Origin of the sequence: Burkholderia sp. 9775_39 (assembly GCF_015712225.1) — a bacterium.
In the GTDB taxonomy this organism is placed as follows: domain Bacteria; phylum Pseudomonadota; class Gammaproteobacteria; order Burkholderiales; family Burkholderiaceae; genus Burkholderia; species Burkholderia cenocepacia.
In genome coordinates this window covers 166753-183804 of the sequence record NZ_JACCQC010000013.1, presented here as the reverse complement: position 1 = coordinate 183804, position 17052 = coordinate 166753, and the positions used below count along the sequence as shown (strand labels likewise).

The 17052-nt window shown below is 71.8% G+C and carries 7 protein-coding genes; all 7 read right to left on the bottom strand.

Annotation, left to right across the window (positions count from 1 at the left end; all coding sequences use genetic code 11):
- The 7 genes from H0X90_RS19350 to H0X90_RS19320 all read right to left on the bottom strand — a co-directional run bounded on the left by H0X90_RS19350 (nt 1) and on the right by H0X90_RS19320 (nt 16980).
- Entirely contained in the window at nt 1-264 is a 264-nt protein-coding gene (locus H0X90_RS19350; protein ID WP_006486734.1) for a hypothetical protein, read from the bottom strand.
- On the bottom strand, nt 264-2480 hold the full coding sequence (locus H0X90_RS19345) for a TonB-dependent siderophore receptor (RefSeq protein ID WP_102898550.1): 2217 nt from the start codon (nt 2478-2480) through the stop codon (nt 264-266). Before H0X90_RS19345 ends, H0X90_RS19350 begins: the two co-directional genes overlap by 1 nt.
- Nucleotides 2481-2593: 113 nt before the next feature.
- A complete protein-coding gene (locus H0X90_RS19340; RefSeq protein ID WP_102898681.1) occupies nt 2594-4357 on the bottom strand; it encodes an ABC transporter ATP-binding protein in 1764 nt (587 codons plus the stop codon).
- Nucleotides 4357-6078: an ABC transporter ATP-binding protein gene (locus H0X90_RS19335; protein WP_077189077.1), complete on the bottom strand. Its 1722-nt coding sequence runs from the start codon at nt 6076-6078 to the stop codon at nt 4357-4359. Before H0X90_RS19335 ends, H0X90_RS19340 begins: the two co-directional genes overlap by 1 nt.
- On the bottom strand, nt 6075-7127 hold the full coding sequence (locus H0X90_RS19330; protein ID WP_006493253.1) for a Gfo/Idh/MocA family oxidoreductase: 1053 nt from the start codon (nt 7125-7127) through the stop codon (nt 6075-6077). The genes H0X90_RS19335 and H0X90_RS19330 overlap by 4 nt, the downstream gene beginning before the upstream one ends.
- Nucleotides 7124-12610, bottom strand: coding sequence for a non-ribosomal peptide synthetase (locus H0X90_RS19325; RefSeq protein ID WP_077189078.1), 5487 nt, complete (start codon nt 12608-12610; stop codon nt 7124-7126). The genes H0X90_RS19330 and H0X90_RS19325 overlap by 4 nt, the downstream gene beginning before the upstream one ends.
- On the bottom strand, nt 12607-16980 hold the full coding sequence (locus tag H0X90_RS19320; protein WP_077189079.1) for a non-ribosomal peptide synthetase: 4374 nt from the start codon (nt 16978-16980) through the stop codon (nt 12607-12609). The genes H0X90_RS19325 and H0X90_RS19320 overlap by 4 nt, the downstream gene beginning before the upstream one ends.
- Nucleotides 16981-17052 lie beyond the last annotated feature (72 nt).

The following is a 17052-nucleotide window of genomic DNA, read 5'->3' as shown; positions in this document are numbered from 1 at the left end:
TCAGCGCCCTCCCCAGAACATCGCGCACGGCACGAGCACCGCGAGCCACACACCCGCGCGCCACGCGGCCTGCCGCCAGCCGGGCGCGACGAGCACCCACAGCAGCGCGGCGACGCTCGCGGCGAGCGTCAGCAACACGGCCGCATAGAGCCGGTTCAGGCCGTCGTCGGGGTAATGACGGGCCAGCGTGAGCGCGAGCGCGACCGCACCCGGCAGCACGCCGCCGATCGCGATCGCCGCCCGCGCCCCCCAGCCGGACGCCATCAGAATTGCCCGCGCACGGTCAGCATCACGTTGCGCGGTTCCCCGTAACGGTTGTTCCAGCCCGGCTGGCTCAGGCTCAGGTAGTAGTGGCGGTCGAACAGGTTGTTGACGTTGAGCGCGGCGCTCCAGTGCTTGTCGTAGCGGTAGCCGAGCCGCACGCTCGCGAGCGCGTAGCCGCCCTGGCTCATCGTGACGCCGTTCGCCTGCGCCGAGTAGCTGCTCTGCACCTGCACGCCGCCGCCGATGCTCCAGCGCCGCTCCTGCCACGGCAGGTCGTAGTTGGTCCACAGCCGGAACAGGTGGCGCGGATTCAGCAGCGGCGCGAACGAACCCGCGTTCGCGAGGTTGTCCGCATAGCGCATCGTGTCGTACGTGTAGCTCGCCCACACGCTCCACCACGGCGTGATGCGGCCGTTCGCCTCGAACTCGAAACCCTGGCTGCGCACGCTGCCGCCGTTCACGTAGTAGCAGCTCGGCCCCGCGCACGGATGCGCGAGGTCGACCTGCGGGTTGTTGTCGAGATCGATGCGGAACGCCGCGAGCGACACGTTGAGCTTGCCGCCCGCCAGTTCGCCCTTCACGCCCGTTTCGTAGGTGCGCCCCTTCACCGGCGTCAGGATGCCGCCGCCCCACATCGACTTGGTCTGCGGCTGGAACACCTCCGCATAGCTCGCGTACCACGACCAGTCGCGCGCGAAATCCCAGATCAGCCCGCCGTATGGCGTGAACTGGTGGCCGGTGTTGTAGTGCGCGGCGAGGCTGTCCTGGTTCCACCAGCTCATCCGGCCGCCGAGCACGAGCGTCAGCGGTTCCGCGAGCTTGATGCGGCCGAGCCCGTAGACGCCCTTCTGCGAAATGTCGTTCTGCTGCGATTGCTGGTACGGCCCGATGCCGGGCTCGGGCACGCTGCTCGGGTTCCAGCGATACACGTTCACCGGCGTGCCGGCCACGTCGCCGAGCAGCGGCGCCGTCATCTGCCCGCTGCTGCTGTTCGCGTAGGTGACGCCGAACAGCAGGTCGTGCGTGAGCCCGAACGCATGCACGGGGCCCTGCACGTTCGCATCGAGGCTGCGGCTGTAGCTGCTGAACTGGTACGCGGCGCCGGTCAGCCGGCCGCCGGCGCCCGTCGCCGGATCGATCGCGCCGAACGAACCCGCGTACTTCAGGTCCGAGCGCACGCTCTGGTATTCGCCGCTGACCTTTGCTTTCCAGCCGGCGCCGAGCTTCTGCTCGACCGACGCGAACGCACGCGTCGTGTCCCAGTTGAAGCGGCCCCACGCGGTGTCGAGGAACGTCGAGCGCGACAGGCCGAGGCTCGACCCGTCGCGCGCCATCGGCACGCCGGACATGTCGGGCACCGACGACGTGGTCTGGTACTGCGCGCCGAACGTGAGCAGCGTGTCGCGCGTCACGTCGACTTCCGTGACGCTGTAGATCGAACGCGTGTCCTGCTTCGCATGGTCGTAGAAGAAGTGGCGATCCTCGTACGCGGCGACGAGCCGGCTGCGCACGGTGCCGGCCGCATTGAGCGGGCCGCCGATGTCGGCTTCCGCGCGATAGCGGTCCCAGCTGCCGACGCTTGCGGTCGCATGCGCGGAAAACTGGTATTGCGGGCGCTTGCGCACGAGGTTGACGGTCGCGGCCGGATTGCCGGAGCCGTGCAGCAGCCCGTTCGCGCCGCGCAGGATTTCCACGCGCTCGTACACCGAGATGTCCTGCGGCGCGCTCGCCATGTCGCCGATCACGACCGGCACGCCGTCGAATTCGAACGAATCGACCTTGAAGCCGCGCACGAAGTACGCGGTGGTGAGCAGCACGTAAGGCTGGACCGTCACGCCGGCCGACTGCTGCATCACCTCGTCGAGCGAGAACAGGTTCTGCTGGTCGATCCGCTCGCGCGTCGTCACGCTGACCGACTGCGGAATCTCGCGCAACGCGAGGGGCATCTTGCCGACCGTCGCCACCGACGGATCGTCGGCCACGCTGCGCGACGCATTCACCGCAATCGCCTTCAACTCGCCCCCGGCAGGCTGCGCGGCGGCCGCCTCTTCCTTGCGGACTTCCGCGCCGCCCGCCGGCGCCGCATCGGCGAACGCCGCCGCCGGATGCGCGGCGATCAGCAGGCCGAGGTACAGCGACGGACGCCAGCGCCCGAAACGGGCGACGCGCGCGCCCTGCATCATCGATCTCTCAGGTTCCCGTACCTCGTACCGCATTCACGCCCCCGTATTTGATAATCATTCTCATTATCAATTAGAACCGGCAGGCGATTTTTCGATCGAGGGGCTTTTCCTATCGATTCCGGGCACGGCGGCCCGTATTGTTCACGTCACTGTTCGGATTCGGCCGGGCGGATTTCCGCGTCCGCGCCGGCGGGCGGCGCCCCGTCGGGTGGCCGTCCGGCGCGGGCGAACGTCGCGTACCACGCATCGGTCTCGATCAGTTGCGCGTGCGTGCCGGTCGCCCGCACGCGGCCCGCGTCGAGCACGACGATCGTGTCGGCGGCCGCCGCCAGCGCCGGCTGGTGCGTGACGACGATGCGCGTGCGCTGCCCGCGCAGCGCGACGAGACTGTCGCGCACGCGCCGCGCGCTCAGTTCGTCGAGGCTCGCGGTCGGCTCGTCGAACATCAGCACCGGCGCCCGCGCGAGCAGCGCACGGGCCAGGCACGCCCGCTGGCGCTGCCCGCCCGACAGCACCTGCCCGCCCGGCCCCACGTCGGTGTCGAGACCGTCCGGCAGGCGCTCGGCGTCGCGCAGCAGGCCGACCGCGTCCAGCGCGGCGCGCAGCTCGGCATCGGTCGCGTCCGGTCGCCCCATCCGCACGTTCCACGCGAGGCTGCCGCGAAACAGCCCGTTGTCCTGGAACACGAGGTTGCGCGTCGCGGCGAGCGTCGCCTCGCTCAGGTGCCGCACGTCGGCGCGGCCGAGCAGCACGCGCCCGGCGCACGGATCGTCGAGCCGCGCGAGCAGGCCGAGCAGCGTGCTCTTGCCCGCGCCCGTGGGGCCGACGATCGCGACGAAGCCGCCCGCCGGGCAATGCAGATCGATTCCGTCGAGCAGCGTCGCGCCGCCGGCCGACCGATAGCCGACGCGCAGCGCGTCGACGCTCGCGTCGTGTACCGGCGTGCCGCGCTCGGGGCTGTCGAAGCGCGGTGCGAGCAGCACCGCGAGCACCGTGTCGAGCGCGCGCCAGCCGCCGCGCAGCGCCTGATCGAGCTGCGTGAGTTGCGCGAGCGGCTCGATGAAGCGCACGAGCAGCACGAGCACCGCGACGGCCGTCGCCGCGTCGAGTCGGCCAGCCGCGACGGCCCACGCGCCGCCGATCAGCATCGCGACGAACACGCCCTGCACCGCGGCCGCGAATCCGAGCTCGAGCGGCAGCGAGCGCCGCATCAGCGCCCGCGTGCGGCGATGCTGTTCATCGAACGCGCGCTGCAACGCCGCGCGTGCTTCGCCGTCCTGGCCCGCGAAGCGCAGCAGCCCCTGATGCGCGGCGAAGGTCTGAAGCTGCACGGCCATCTCGCGATCGCCCGCGGCGCGCGCCTGTTCCAACCCGAGCGTGCGGGCGCCGCCGCGCTGCAGCAGCGCGAACAGCAGCACGGCCGCCGCCGCGAGGCACAGCGCGATGCGCCAGTCGATCCATGCAAGGCCCGCGACCACCGCGAGCGGCGTGACGGCCGCGCCGATCAACGGCCCGAGCAGGTGCGCGGGAATCCCCATCGCCTGCATCACCGGCCCGCGCAGCAACCCGGCCGGATGACTGTCGCGCACGGTCTGCCACGACGCGATGCGCGGCAGGTGTTGCACGAGGCGTTCGACGAGGCCTACGGCCAGCGCGCCGCCCGCGCGATAGCCGCCGCGTTGCGCGACGTACAGCACGAGCGCATGGCCCAGCGTCAGCGCGCCGAGCACGATCGTCCAGTGCAGCGCGGCCGTATGCGCGCCGGCGAACCACGCGCGGATCAACGGCACGAGCAGCAGCCCGCACGCGCCGTCGAGCAACGCGGCGGCCACCGCCCAGCCCAGCCCGCGCCACAGCGCGCGGCGCGTGTCGCGCGGCAGGCACTGCAAACGTTTGAGCGATTTCGTCATCATGCGGACTCCCCGCCTGCGGCGCCGCGTTCGCGCCAGAGCCGCGCATACAGCCCACCCGCGGCCAGCAGCGCCGCATGCGTGCCGCGTTCGACGATGCGGCCGCGTTCCATCACGAGAATCTGGTCCGCGTGCCGGATCGCGTCGAGATCGTGGCTGACGATCACACGGGTACGCGTGTCGGCGCGCAGCGCGTTGCGCAACGCGCGCCCGGTTTGCGGATCGAGCGCCGACGCCGGTTCGTCGAGCAGCAGCAACGGCGCACGCGACAGCAGCGCACGCGCGATCGACAGCCGCTGCAGTTCGCCGCCGGACAGGCGCACGTCGCGCCCGCATACGCAGTCGTAACCGCCCGGCAATGCGTCGATGCGTGCGTCGAGACACGCCGCGCGCGCGGCGGCGCGAATCGCGTCGCGATCGGCGTCGGGTCGATAAAGCGCGATGTTCGCGGCAATCGACACGTCGAGCGCGCTCGCCTGCTGGAACACCATCGCAATCTGTTCGCGGCGCGTCTGCGAACTGACCAATCGCAGATCGGCGCCGCCGAGCCGCACCGTGCCGCGATCCGGGTCCATGAAGCGCGCGAGCAGCATCAGCAGCGTGCTCTTGCCCGCGCCGGACGGCCCGACGATCGCGGTGGTCGTGGCGGCCGCGAGCGTCGCGTCGATGTCGCGCAGGATCGGCTCGCCGTCGATGTCGACCTGCACGCCGCGCAGTTCGATCGACGCATCGCGCGGCGCCTGTGCCGCGCCGTCGGCGGGTTCCTGCAGGCCGGGCTGCGCAAGCAACGCATCGAGCCGCGCGGCGGCCGCGCGCGCGTCGCGCAGCGCATCGGCGCCATGACCGAGCGCACGCACCGGCGCCGCGACCGCCCAGATCAGCAGCGCGAACGCGCACAGCGTGCCGACCGGCAACTGTCCGGCCGTCAGCCACGTCGCGCCGAACACGACCCACGCGAGCAGCAACGGCGTGCCGAGCAGCACCTGCGTGCACGCGCCGAGGCCGCCGATGCGGCCGACCCACGCCGAGAACGCCCGCGAGAACTGCCCGCTCGACGCGAGCGCGGCCGCCTCGATGCCGGCGCCCGGATACTGCCGCACCAGCGCCGGGTTCTGCGCGAGCTGCGCGTAGTCGCCCATCAACCGTTCGAGCGCCGCGTTGCGTGCGGCGAAGGCCGGCGCGAAGCGTGCCGAGCGCATCCAGCGGAACAGCGCCGCGCCGGCGACGAGCGGCACGAGCGCGAACGCGAGCAGCGCGGGATTCAGGTAAAGCAGGCACGCGAGCGCCGCGCACGGCACGACCACGAGCTGCGTGAGATCGGCCGGCGCATGCGCGACGAGCTGGTGCAGCGCGCGCACGTCCTGGTCGACGTGGCGCGCGACGCGGTCGCTGCCCGCGCGCGCGAACCAGCCGAGCGGCAAACGCTGCAGATGATCGGCGAGGCGCTTGCGCAGGCGATCGCCGAGATCGGCGTCGACGCGGTGCGTCAGGTGCAGCGCGACCGTCTGGCCGGCCAGCCAGAACGCACCGGCCGCCACGGCCGCGACGAGCCAGCCGCGCGCCGCCGTGTCGAGCTGCGCGCTCGCGCGCCATGCGTCGGCGAGATGCGCGAGCGCGAGCCACGGCACGAGCGACGCGATGCCGGCCAGCGCCTGCAACGCCACCGCCGCGACGAGCGGCACCGCGAACGGTCGCAACATCGAAAGCAACGGCCCCTTCATGCAGCACGCTCCAGCAGCATGCCGAGCGTCGCGGCGCGCGCATCGCCCGGCGGCTGCGCCGGAAAACCGAGTTGCGCGGTCAACTGCTGCCACACGCGCGCCACGTCGATGCTGCGCTGGTTGCACGCGTGCAGCCCTTCGCCGGACACGAGGCGATCGACGGCGCGCACGGCCGCCTGCGGCCAGCTGCGCGCATGAATCTCGCCCCACGTGTCCTGCGCGTCGTCGCAGATCTGGATGCTCGGCAGGTCGTCGCCGGCCGGCTCGCCGAAGATCGGGAACAGGCCGTCCTCGTCCTGCGCCGGCTCGCGCAGCGCGGGCGCCCACCACAGCGGGCCGTGCGGCGACGCGAGCGTCCACGTGCCAGCGTCGGTCGTCAGCGTGATGCCGAACAGCATGCTCATCCGGCCGTCGTCGGCCGCCGCCATCTCGTTGTGCACGCGCAGCGACACCGGCGTTTCAGCGAGCACCATCGCGCATTCGCGCATCGACGACAACGCCGGCCCGATCGGTTCGACCGACCACGGCCCGACGCCCTGCAACGCGGCCGCGAGCACGTCGAGCGCCGCGTAGCTCGCCTGCACCGAGCACACCACGTCCGCATGCACCGGCGCGCTCGTCTCGCGCAGTCGCCGCGCGACCGCGATGAAACGCGCGACGACCGGCAGGTTCGGATAGAAGCTGTTGAGCAGGCAACGGCGGCCCTGGCGCGACGCGGTACGCAGCACGCCGGCCCATTCGTCGGGCAGCAGCGGATGCTCGATCACGACGTCGATCCCGCGTTCGAGCAGCCGGCAGGCCAGCGCGGCGCCCTCCGCGCCGCGGGCCGCGCCGCCGACGGCGACGCACGCGATGCGCACGTCGTCCGGCAACGCGTCGACGCGGTCGAACACCGGCGCCCCGACGCGCGCGGCCAATGCTGCCGTGCGCGCGCTGCCCTGGCCGAGGATGCCGGCGACGTGATACGAACCGGACGCCGCGAGGCCCGCCGCATAGAACTGACCGAAACGGGAGCCGGCCACGACGACCGGCAGCGGATGGACCTTCATCGTGCCTCCTTCAGGCGGGTATCGACGAACGCGGCGTTCAGGCAGTCGAAATGACCGCCGGGGATATCGACGGCCGTGATGCCGCCGAGCGCCTGCGCCGTCCAGTAGTCCGTGAGCGCCGCGCGCTGCTGCGGAATCAGCGGATTGCAGCGCTCCGGCACGAACAGCCGCAGCGTGCCCGCATACGGCGCATCGCCGGCCCAGTGGCACGCCTGCACCGAATGCATGAAGAGCCGGTAGAGCCGCTCGCGCTCGTCGAGCAGCGGATGCGCGACCGCGTCCTGCATCGACAGGCCGGCCGCCGCGCGCAACACGCGGCCGCGCAGCACGTCGAGCGGCTCGCAGCGATCGCCGAAGATCTCGAGCTGCGCCTGCAGGCTGCCCGGCGCGAGCCGCGTGGGGTCGGCCTTCAATGCGTCGGCGAGCGCGTCGGCCAGCACATACGTTTCCGGAAACCCGAGTGCGTCGAGCGGCAGCCCGAGCGTCGCCGCGAAGTTGAACAGCACGAGCCGTTCATCCTCGATCAGGTACGGAATCCGGTAGCTCGACACGATGTCGAGCGTGCGCACCGCGACGCCGAGCTGCACCAGCGACTTCGCCATTTCGAGCGCGACCAGCCCGCCCGAGCAATAGCCGAGCACGTCGACCTCGCGCACGCCGCTGCGCCACAGCGCATCCGCGTAACGCCGGCCCAGCGTCGCGTTCAGGTGACGCGCCGGCAGGTCGAGATAATCCTGCGCGTCGCGCACCGCGAAGCCGAGCACCGGGCCGAGCCGCGCGAGCGCCGGAAGCACCGGACGATACGCATGCACGGTGCCGAGCCCTTCGTGCACGATCACGCGCGGCACGCCGCCGCCGGGCGCGAGCGGAATCGGCCGCACGCCGGTGCGCACGCGCGGCGCCGGCGCATGGACGACCGCCGACGCATGCGCCGTGCGCGACGCGGCGGGCGCGGCCGCCGGCGTCGCGCTCGCCGGCTGTTCGCCCGCGTCGCGCAGGCATTGCGCGAACGCGGCGGGCGTCGGCTGCGCGAGCACCCAGCGCAACAACCGGTCGAACGGATGCGCGTGCGCGAGCGGTTCCTCGCCGCGCAGCCGCGACACGAGTTGCGCGATCAGCAGCGAATCGCCGCCCGCGGCGAAGAAGTCCTGATCCGGCGAGACGTTGCGCGTATCGAGCACGGTCTCCCACAAGCCGATCAGCCGCGCCAGCAACGGGTCGGCTGCCGGTGCGGACACCGCTCGCACCACGACCGGCGCCGGCTCGCGGATATCGGCGATGCCGGCCAGCGTACGGCGGTCGATCTTGCCGTTCGCGGTCACCGGCAAACGTTCGAGCACGCGCAGTTGCGACGGCACCATGTAGCCCGGCACACGCTCGGCCACGAACGCCAGCAGCGTATCCGGCGCGATGCGCGCCGCGCCGCGCTTCACGTGGGCGAGCAGGATGTCGTAGCCCAGCGCGGCGAGCGGCGTGTCGGGCGCGACGCACCCGAGCGCGCGATCGCCCGCGTCCGCCTGCAGCCAGTCGAGCCACTGCGCATGCGGCACGAACAACCGCGCCGATGCGGCCCGCGCATCGTCCGGCGTCTCCATCATCAGCCCCTGGCTGATGCTGATTTCCGGATGCTCGGCCGTCAGTTCCTGGATCACCCACCACGCGTCGGGCGCCGACAGTGCGCGCAAACCGGCAATCAGCGCGACCGTGTCGCGCGCATTGTTCAGCGCGCCGGAGCTGATCGTCATGTCGACCGAATGCGGTGCAATGCCCTGCGCGTCGCACGCCGCATTCATGTCGAAACGCACGAAGCGCATCCACGGATACGCAGCGAAACGCTCGCGCGCGGCCGCGAGGAAATAGCTCGACACGTCGCTGAACAGGTAATCGATGCGCGTCCCGGCTTCCACCAGCGGCGCGAGCGCCTCGACGATCGCCCGCGTCGCGGCGGCCGTGCCCGCGCCAATTTCGAGGATGCGCCACGCGCGCCGCGGTTCGCGTGCGACGACGGCGTGCACGGCCTGCGCCATCCCGCGATGCAGCGCGCGGGCGTGTTCGCCGTCGCTGTACATCGCTTCGGCGATATGCGAAGCCCCTTCCGGGAACATCAGGCCGGCCGGCGATACGCGGCCGTCGATCTGCGCGTCGAGGCATCCGGCACTGGCGCGGAAGTAATCGACGAGGACGGCCGGCCACAGCGCGGGCGATGCGTGCTGCGCGAATGCGTCCCAGCATGCACGCGCGTCGACGACGCTGGCATCGGGCCGCCTGCGCCAGCCGTCGTCCGCGTCCGCGTCCAGCACGCCATGTGTGACCAGCATCGCGAGCCAGTGGCGCAGCAAATGGCGTCGTGCCGCCGGCACACGCAACCGCTCGCACAATGTCGCGAAACCGGTCGAAGCGTCGGTCGTCAAGCCGCCGGCCGGCACGATCCACGCGGCGAGCGACGCCACGCACGCTGCGTCGAGCTGCGCAACCGAACGCGACACGTCCGCCTGCGCGGGCCAGCGCGCGGCGTCGAACGCCGTGCGCACGTGCGTTGCAATCTCGTGCAGCGCGTCGTCCTGCGCCGGCGGGGGCGCTTCCGCGCCCTGCAGCGACACGAAGCTCGCAAGCCGGCGCTCCGCGCCCTCGCCGAGCACGATCGTGGCCGCCGCGCCGACGAGCGGATGCGCGGTCAGCGCCGCATCGATCTCGGCCAGCTCGATCCGGTAGCCGCGAATCTTCACCTGATCGTCCTGCCGCCCGAGGAATTCGAGCGAGCCGTCGGCGCGCACGCGCCCGAGATCGCCGGTGCGATAAAGCCTGCGCCCGTCCGGATGACGAATGAAACGCTCGTCCGTCCGCACGGGATCGTTCGCGTAGCCCGTCGCAAGCCCGACGCCGCCGATATGGATCTCGCCGCGCACGCCCGGCGGGCACGGCCGGCCGAGTGCGTCGAGCACTTCCATCGTCTGCCCGGTCAGCGCGCGGCCGTACGGAATGCTCGCGAGCTGCGTATCTTCCGGACGGATCGGATGTTCGATCGACCAGATCGACGCTTCGGTCGCGCCGCCGAGGCTGAACAGCGCGCTGTCGGGCCAGCGACGCCACCAGCGGGCCGGCAGCGTCACCGGAATCCAGTCGCCCGACCACAGCACGCGGCGCGGGCCCGGCACGTCGAGCGCCGGTTCGCCTTCGAGGTAGTCGATCAGCATCTGCCCCTGTGCGGGCACCGAATTCCACAGCGTCACGCGATGGCGCGCCATCAGTTCGGCCCAGTGCGACGGATCGTTGCCGCGCGCCGGATCGGGCAGCACGATGCACGCGCCGCGCGCGGTCGCCCCGAAAAAATCGTAGACGGACAGGTCGAAGCTCAGTTCGGCCAGGCCCAGCACCACGTCGCCCGCGCCGACCGCATGCCGCGCGCTGATGTCGGCGAGCGTGTTGCACACCGCCGCGTGGCTCAGCATCACGCCCTTCGGCTCGCCGGTGGAGCCCGACGTATAGATCACGTAAGCCAATGCATCTGGAGCGATGTCGCATGCGGCGCGCGGCGGCCATTGCGGATCGATCGGCAACGCATCGATATCGATGCGCGCGCAACCGTCATGGTCGAATGCGAGCGCCTGCACGCTGACGACCGCGCGTACCCGTGCATTGCGCAGAATGGCCTGCTGCCGCAGCGCCGGCTGGCGGCTGTCGACCGGCACGTACGCGGCGCCCGCCTGGACGATCGCGAGCACGGCCGCGAGCTGGTGCGCGCACTTCGGCATCAGTACGGCGACGGTATCGCCCACGCCGACGCCCGCCTGTTCGAGCGCGGTACGCAGCGCCGCCGCCTGTTGCGCGACCTCGCGGTACGTGCGCGGCCCCCGTGCATCGATCACGACCGGCGCATCGGGCGTGCGCAGCGCCTGCGCGGCGAAACCGGCCGCGATATGCGTATCGGCATCCGGATGCACGTCGGCGACGGGCGCCGCGGACGGCAGCACGATGTCACCCTCACGCGACCACCATGCGGCATCGTCGGCCAGACGACCCAGCAGCGCGACATACGCGTCGAACATCGCGGCCGGCATGCCGTCCGGAAACAGGTCGTCGCGCACGTCCCAGCCGATTTCCAGCCCGCCGAACTGGTCGGTCACCTGGCAGTCGAGCCACACCTGCGGCGTCTGGCTGATCATGGTGCGCGGCGGCGCGGCGCGCGCCGCGTGCCCCGCGTGCTCGCCGAGCAGGCGCTCGACACTGCCGATCCCGCTCGTGAACACCACCGGCATCAGCGCCGCATCCTTGCCGCGCCGCCGTGCGAGTTCGCGCATCACGTCGACGCCGGTGAACGCGCGATGGTCGAGATCGTCGAACATCCGCGCGCCGATCGTGCGGGCACGCTCGACGAAATCGCGCCCGTGCGTCGCGTCGACGGCGAGCAGGCTCAGCGCGGTGAAATCGCCGAGCACCGCATCGATGCGCGGATGCACGGGCGGACGGTTCAGCACCGTCAGGTTCAGGCAGAACGCCGGCGTCTGGCTCCAGCGGCCGACGACCTCGGCGAACGCGGCCAGCGCGACGCTCGCCGCGCTCAGCCCGAAACGGCTCGCCTGGCCGCTCAGCGCGGCCCATTGCGCGCGATCGAGCCGCGCATGCCGATGCGTGAAGCGCGGCCGCCCGTCGGTGCGCCTCGCGGGCACGACCGGCAGATCGGGACGCGCGGGCAACTCGTCGAGTCGAGCGAGCCACCATGCCTTGTCGCGCGCATGATCGGCACGCGTCGTGGACTGCGCTTCATGCAGCACATAGTCGCGAAACGTCGCGTCGAGCGGCGCGGGCTGCCATTGCGGATCGTCGTAACGGCGCCGCCATTCGGCGAGCAGCAATTGCAGGCTCGCGTAGTCGATCAGCGTGAAATCCACGGACAGGTGCAGCACCGCCGCCTCCTGGCCGAGGCTCACTTCCGGCTGCAGCACCGGCCAGCGGTCGAGCGCATGCACCGCATGGTCGAGGCGCTCGCGCACGCGGGTCAGGTGCACGTCGAAGGCGTTCGCGTCGGCCTCGCGCAGGTCGTGCACGGTGAGCGGCTGCCACGGCACGTCGGGCAGCACGCGTTGCCATGCGTTGTCCTCGACGATCGCGCGCAGCATCGGATGGCGCGCGACGCACGCATTCCACGCGGCTTCGAAGCGCACGCAGTCGAGATCCTGCGGTTCGTCGTATTCGACGTACAGGTGGCATGCGCTGCCGCCGAACTCGAACGATTCGTGGCGACCGAGCACATACGCGGCCTGCACCGGCGTCAGCGCGAACCGTTCGTGCCGGTGCGCCGGATCGTCGCGCCATGCGCCGTTCTGAAGGAAGCGGACGAACGCATCGCGTTCGGCCTTGATGCGCGCGGCGAGATCCGCATCGAGCGCGCCGGCCGGCGCGCGATAGCGCAACTGGCCGCCGTCGTCGCACCACAGTTCGATCCGCCGTTCGCGGCAGAGGTCGAGCACGTCGTCGAAACTCACAGCACGCCCTCCTCGATCGTCGCGACCGCTGCGTCGCCGTCGGCCGGCGCCGCCGGCGTCAGTTCGTCGAGCTGCGCCGCGAGACCGGCGAGCGTCGGCTGCCGGTAGAACGCGGCCATCCCGATCCGCACGCCGAGCCGCTCGCGCAGTTGCGCGAGCAGGCGCGTCGCGAGCAGGCTGTCGCCGCCGAGCGCGAAGAACGTCGCGTCACGCGCGTTCGCCGCGCGGCCGAGCGCCTGCTCCCAACAGGCCAGCAATATCGCGTGCCGTTCGCCGGCCGGCACGAACGCGTCGTGCGCGGCCGGTGCGTCGCCGAGTGCGCGCGCGAGTGCATCCCCGAGCGCCCGACGATCGATCTTGCCGTTCGCGTTGAGCGGCCAGCGCGGCACGCACCACAGCGCATCGGGACGCATCGCGTCGGGCAACCGGTCGCGCAACCAGTCCGCGAGCGCCGTCTGTTCGATCGGCTCGCCGACCCGGCGCGCATCGATGCAGGCGAATGCCGCCGAGCGCCAGCTGCGCGCATCGAGCGCAAAGCCGCACGCATGGGCGGCCGCCGCCAGCGCATCGTGCGCGAACGGCCGCGGCAGCGATGCATCGCCCGCGACGCTCGCGACGAGTTCGCGCAGCGGCGAGTCGCGCAGCACGTCGGCGAGCAGCAGGCGGCCGTCCCGCGCAAGCAGCGCGGCCGCGATCCGGAAGGTGTCGCGCGGATCGTCGCGCAGGTGGGCCGCCGCGAAACTGATCACGCAATCGAATGCGCCGAGATGACGTGCGGGCAGCAAGCCGTCCTGCATCGTCTGCAACGCGGGCAGCGTTCGCGTGAAGCGTGCCTGCGCGTTGTGCAGCAGGCCCGGCGACACGTCGAACAGCGTCACGTCGAAGCGCGGATCGTCTAGCACGCCGAGCCCCGCATCGAGCGCCTGGCCCGCGCGGGCATCGAGCACCGCGACGCGCAGCACACCTGTGTGTGCCGCGGCCTGCGCGTCCAGCGCGACGGCGAACTCGCGCAGCGCACGAACGCCGTCCGGCACGCGCGTCGCGAACGCGAGCGGCGCCACGCACGGGTCCAGCGGCACGCGTTGCGCGGCGGTCTCCGGATCGGCGGCGAGCGCGCGCAGCGCGGCCGTCAGAGCGTCGAGATCGGTTGCCTGCCAGGCGAGCCGGTCGAGCGCGTCGTCGATCGGGATCGATGGGGCGCCCTTTGCGCGCCAGTGCGCGAGCAGCGGCGGCGGCAGGCCCGCGTCGCCGTCGAGCAGCCGGGCGGCGACGGCGTGCGCGACGGCCGTTTCCGCCGGCATCGTGTCGACCATGTCGACTGCCGCGAGCAACGATGGCGCGGTGTCCGCCGCCGCGCAGTCGGCCGGCACGAATGCCGCGACGATGCGCGCGGCCTCGCCGTGGACGACGCTCGCACATGCGCCGTCGATCAACGGATGCGCGGCGAGCGCCGCCTCGATCTCGCCGAGTTCGATCCGGTGCCCGCGCACCTTCACCTGTCGATCCTCGCGGCCGAGGAATTCGAGCGTCCCGTCCGGCCAGTAGCGACCGCGGTCGCCGGTGCGATACCAGCGGCCCGACGCGTGCTGCACGAAACGCTGCGCGGTCAGCTCGGGATCGTTCCGGTAGCCGCGCGCGAGACTGTCGCCACCGATCAGCAATTCGCCCGGCACGTAATCGGGCACATCGCGTCCGTCGCCATCGACGACGCGATACGCCTGCCCCGGCAACGGCCGGCCGTACGGAATCGAACGCCAGTGCGGCGGCACGTCGCGCACCGTCTGCACGTTCGACCAGATGCCGGCCTCGGTGGCGCCGCCGAGCGCGTGGAACGCACAGGCGTCGCCGCAGCGCTCGCGCAGGCGCGCCGGCAGGTCGAGCGCGATCCAGTCGCCGGACAGCAGCGCCGCGCGCACGCTGCGGCACGCGTCGCGCGCCGCCGGCACGGCCAGCGCCATTTCCAGCAGCGCGGGCGCCGAGTTCCACAGCGTCACGCGGTGCTGCGCGATCAGTTCGATCCAGCGTGCCGCATCGCGCGCTTCGTCCTGCGTCGGCAGCACGAGCTGCGCACCGGCGCCCAGCGCGCCGAACAGGTCGTACACCGACAGATCGAAATCGAGCGCCGACACCGCCAGCAGCCGGTCGTGCGCGCGCACGCCGAGCAGCGCATCGATCGCATCGATCGTGTTGACGGCCGCCGCGTGCGTCATCTCGACGCCCTTCGGCACGCCCGTCGAACCGGACGTGTAGATCACGTAAGCCGTCGCCCGCGGCGCGACCTCGAGCGGCGCGGCCAGCGGCACATGCCGCAGCAGCGCGGCGATGCCGACATGCGGCAGCGGCCCGTCCGCGCAGGCGGTGTCGACGATCGCGGCCTTCACGCCCGCCGCGCGCTCGATCAGCGCCTTGCGCGCGACCGGCTGCGCGATGTCGAGCGGCACGTAGCACGCGCCGGCCGCCAGCACGCCGAATACGGCCGCGACCTGCTCGGGCCCGCGCGGCAGGCTGATCTCGACGGCATCGCCGTGCCCGATCCCGGCCGCGCGCAACCCGCCCGCGATCGCGAGCGCCTGCGCGGCCAGTTCGCCGCGCGTCACCGCGCGATCGCCGCATCGCACGGCGACGGCGGCCGGCTCGCGTGCGGCCAGCGCGAAGAAATCGTGATGCAGCGTGCGCGCACGGCCGGGGGCCGGCAACGCGTTGAGCGCATCGCGCACGCGCCGCTGCGCGGACGGCAACTCGACCGCGATCGGCAGCCGCCAGTCGCGATCACACAGCGACTGCACGAACGCGACATACGCGCCGAACATCACGTCGATCATCCCGTCCGGGAACAGGCCGTCGACGCTGTCCCACGCAAGCAGCGCGCCGCCCGGCACGCGATAGAGCTGATGATCGAGCCATACCTGCGGCGTCTGCGAAATCATGTCGTGCAGATCGCCGAACACCTGCGCGAACGCAGCGGGCACGAACGGCTCGTCGCCGAGATTGCACGAGAACACGACCGGCGCCGCGCGCGGCGTGCCCTGCCGACGCGCATCGCGCAGCACGTCGAGCGCCGGATACGCGGCCTGCGCGATCGCACCGTGCAGCCGCTGCTGGAACGCGCGCACCGTGTCGGCCGCGCTCGCATCGGCGTGCACGTCGCATTCGACGAGCAACAGCGTCGTGAAATCGGCGATCACGCGGCCCAGATCGGGCGCATCGCCGTGCCGGTCGAACAGCGGCACGTTGAGCAGGAACGCCTGCCGGCCGCTCCAGCGCGCGAGCACCGCCGCGAATGCCGCACCGAACACCGACGACAACGTGACGCCATGCTGCGCGGCCCGCGCCTGCAGGCGCGTCAACTCGTCCGTGCTCAGCGTATGCGCGACGCGGCTGAAACGCGGCGCACGGATCGTTTCCGGCGCACGGGCGAGCGGCAGCGCCGGCCCTTCCGGCAGCGTCGCGAGCCGCGCCTGCCATGCGTCGCGCGCCGCGGCCCGCGCATCGCGCGTATCGGCCGCGCGACGCGCGAGCCAGGCCGGGAACCACGTCGACGGCGCAGCCGGCAGCGCCGACGGCTCGGCATAGGCGACGCCGATCTCCTGCATCAGCAGCCGCACGCTGTCCACGTCGGCCGCGAGCAGATCGACGCTCAGCCACACGCGATCCTCGCCGCCGGGCATCTGCACCAGCCCCATCATGAACACTTGCGCGTGCTCGACGTCGAGACATTCGTGCGAGCGGAATGCGCGCAGCGACGCCCATTCGGCTTCCGCTTCGGCCGCCGTCCGGTCGCGCCAGTCCGCGTGCGCGAACACCGGCGCGTCCGGCGCCGCGACGATCTGCTGGCGGCCGCCGTCGAAGCGCGCGCGCAGCATCGGATGACGCTCGCGCACGCGCCGGCACGCGGTGTCCAGCCGAACCGGATCGATCGCGCGGCTGCGGAATTCGAGAAACGCGTGGCAACTCACGTTGCCGAGCACCTCGCCGTCGCCGCGGCCGAGCCAGTACGCCTGCTGCACCGCGGACAACTCGAATGGCGCGTGCACGTCGACGGCTTCGGCCGCGACGACGGCTTCCGCGCGCGCGATACGCGGCGCAGTCGCGAGCAACGCGGTCCACGCGCCGAGCGTCGGCGTACGCGCGAGCGCGTCGAACGTCAGCGCATGACCGAGCCGGTTCAAGCGCGTCTGCAGATACATCAACCGGATCGAATCGAGGCCGCAGCTCAGCAGGTCCTCGTCATCGTCGAGCGACGCGATCTCGTCGACGGCTTCGTCGAGCAGCTCGGCGATCAGCGCAACGAGCCGCGCGCGACAGTCAGTGGGAGAACAACAGGAAGGATCGGAATGGTCGGTAGTGGAATCGACAACGGTCTGGCTCATGGGCACGCCTTGTATGGGTCGTTCGACGGCGGGTCCGCGCGGCGGCGGCCACCTGTGAATGAGAATCTATCT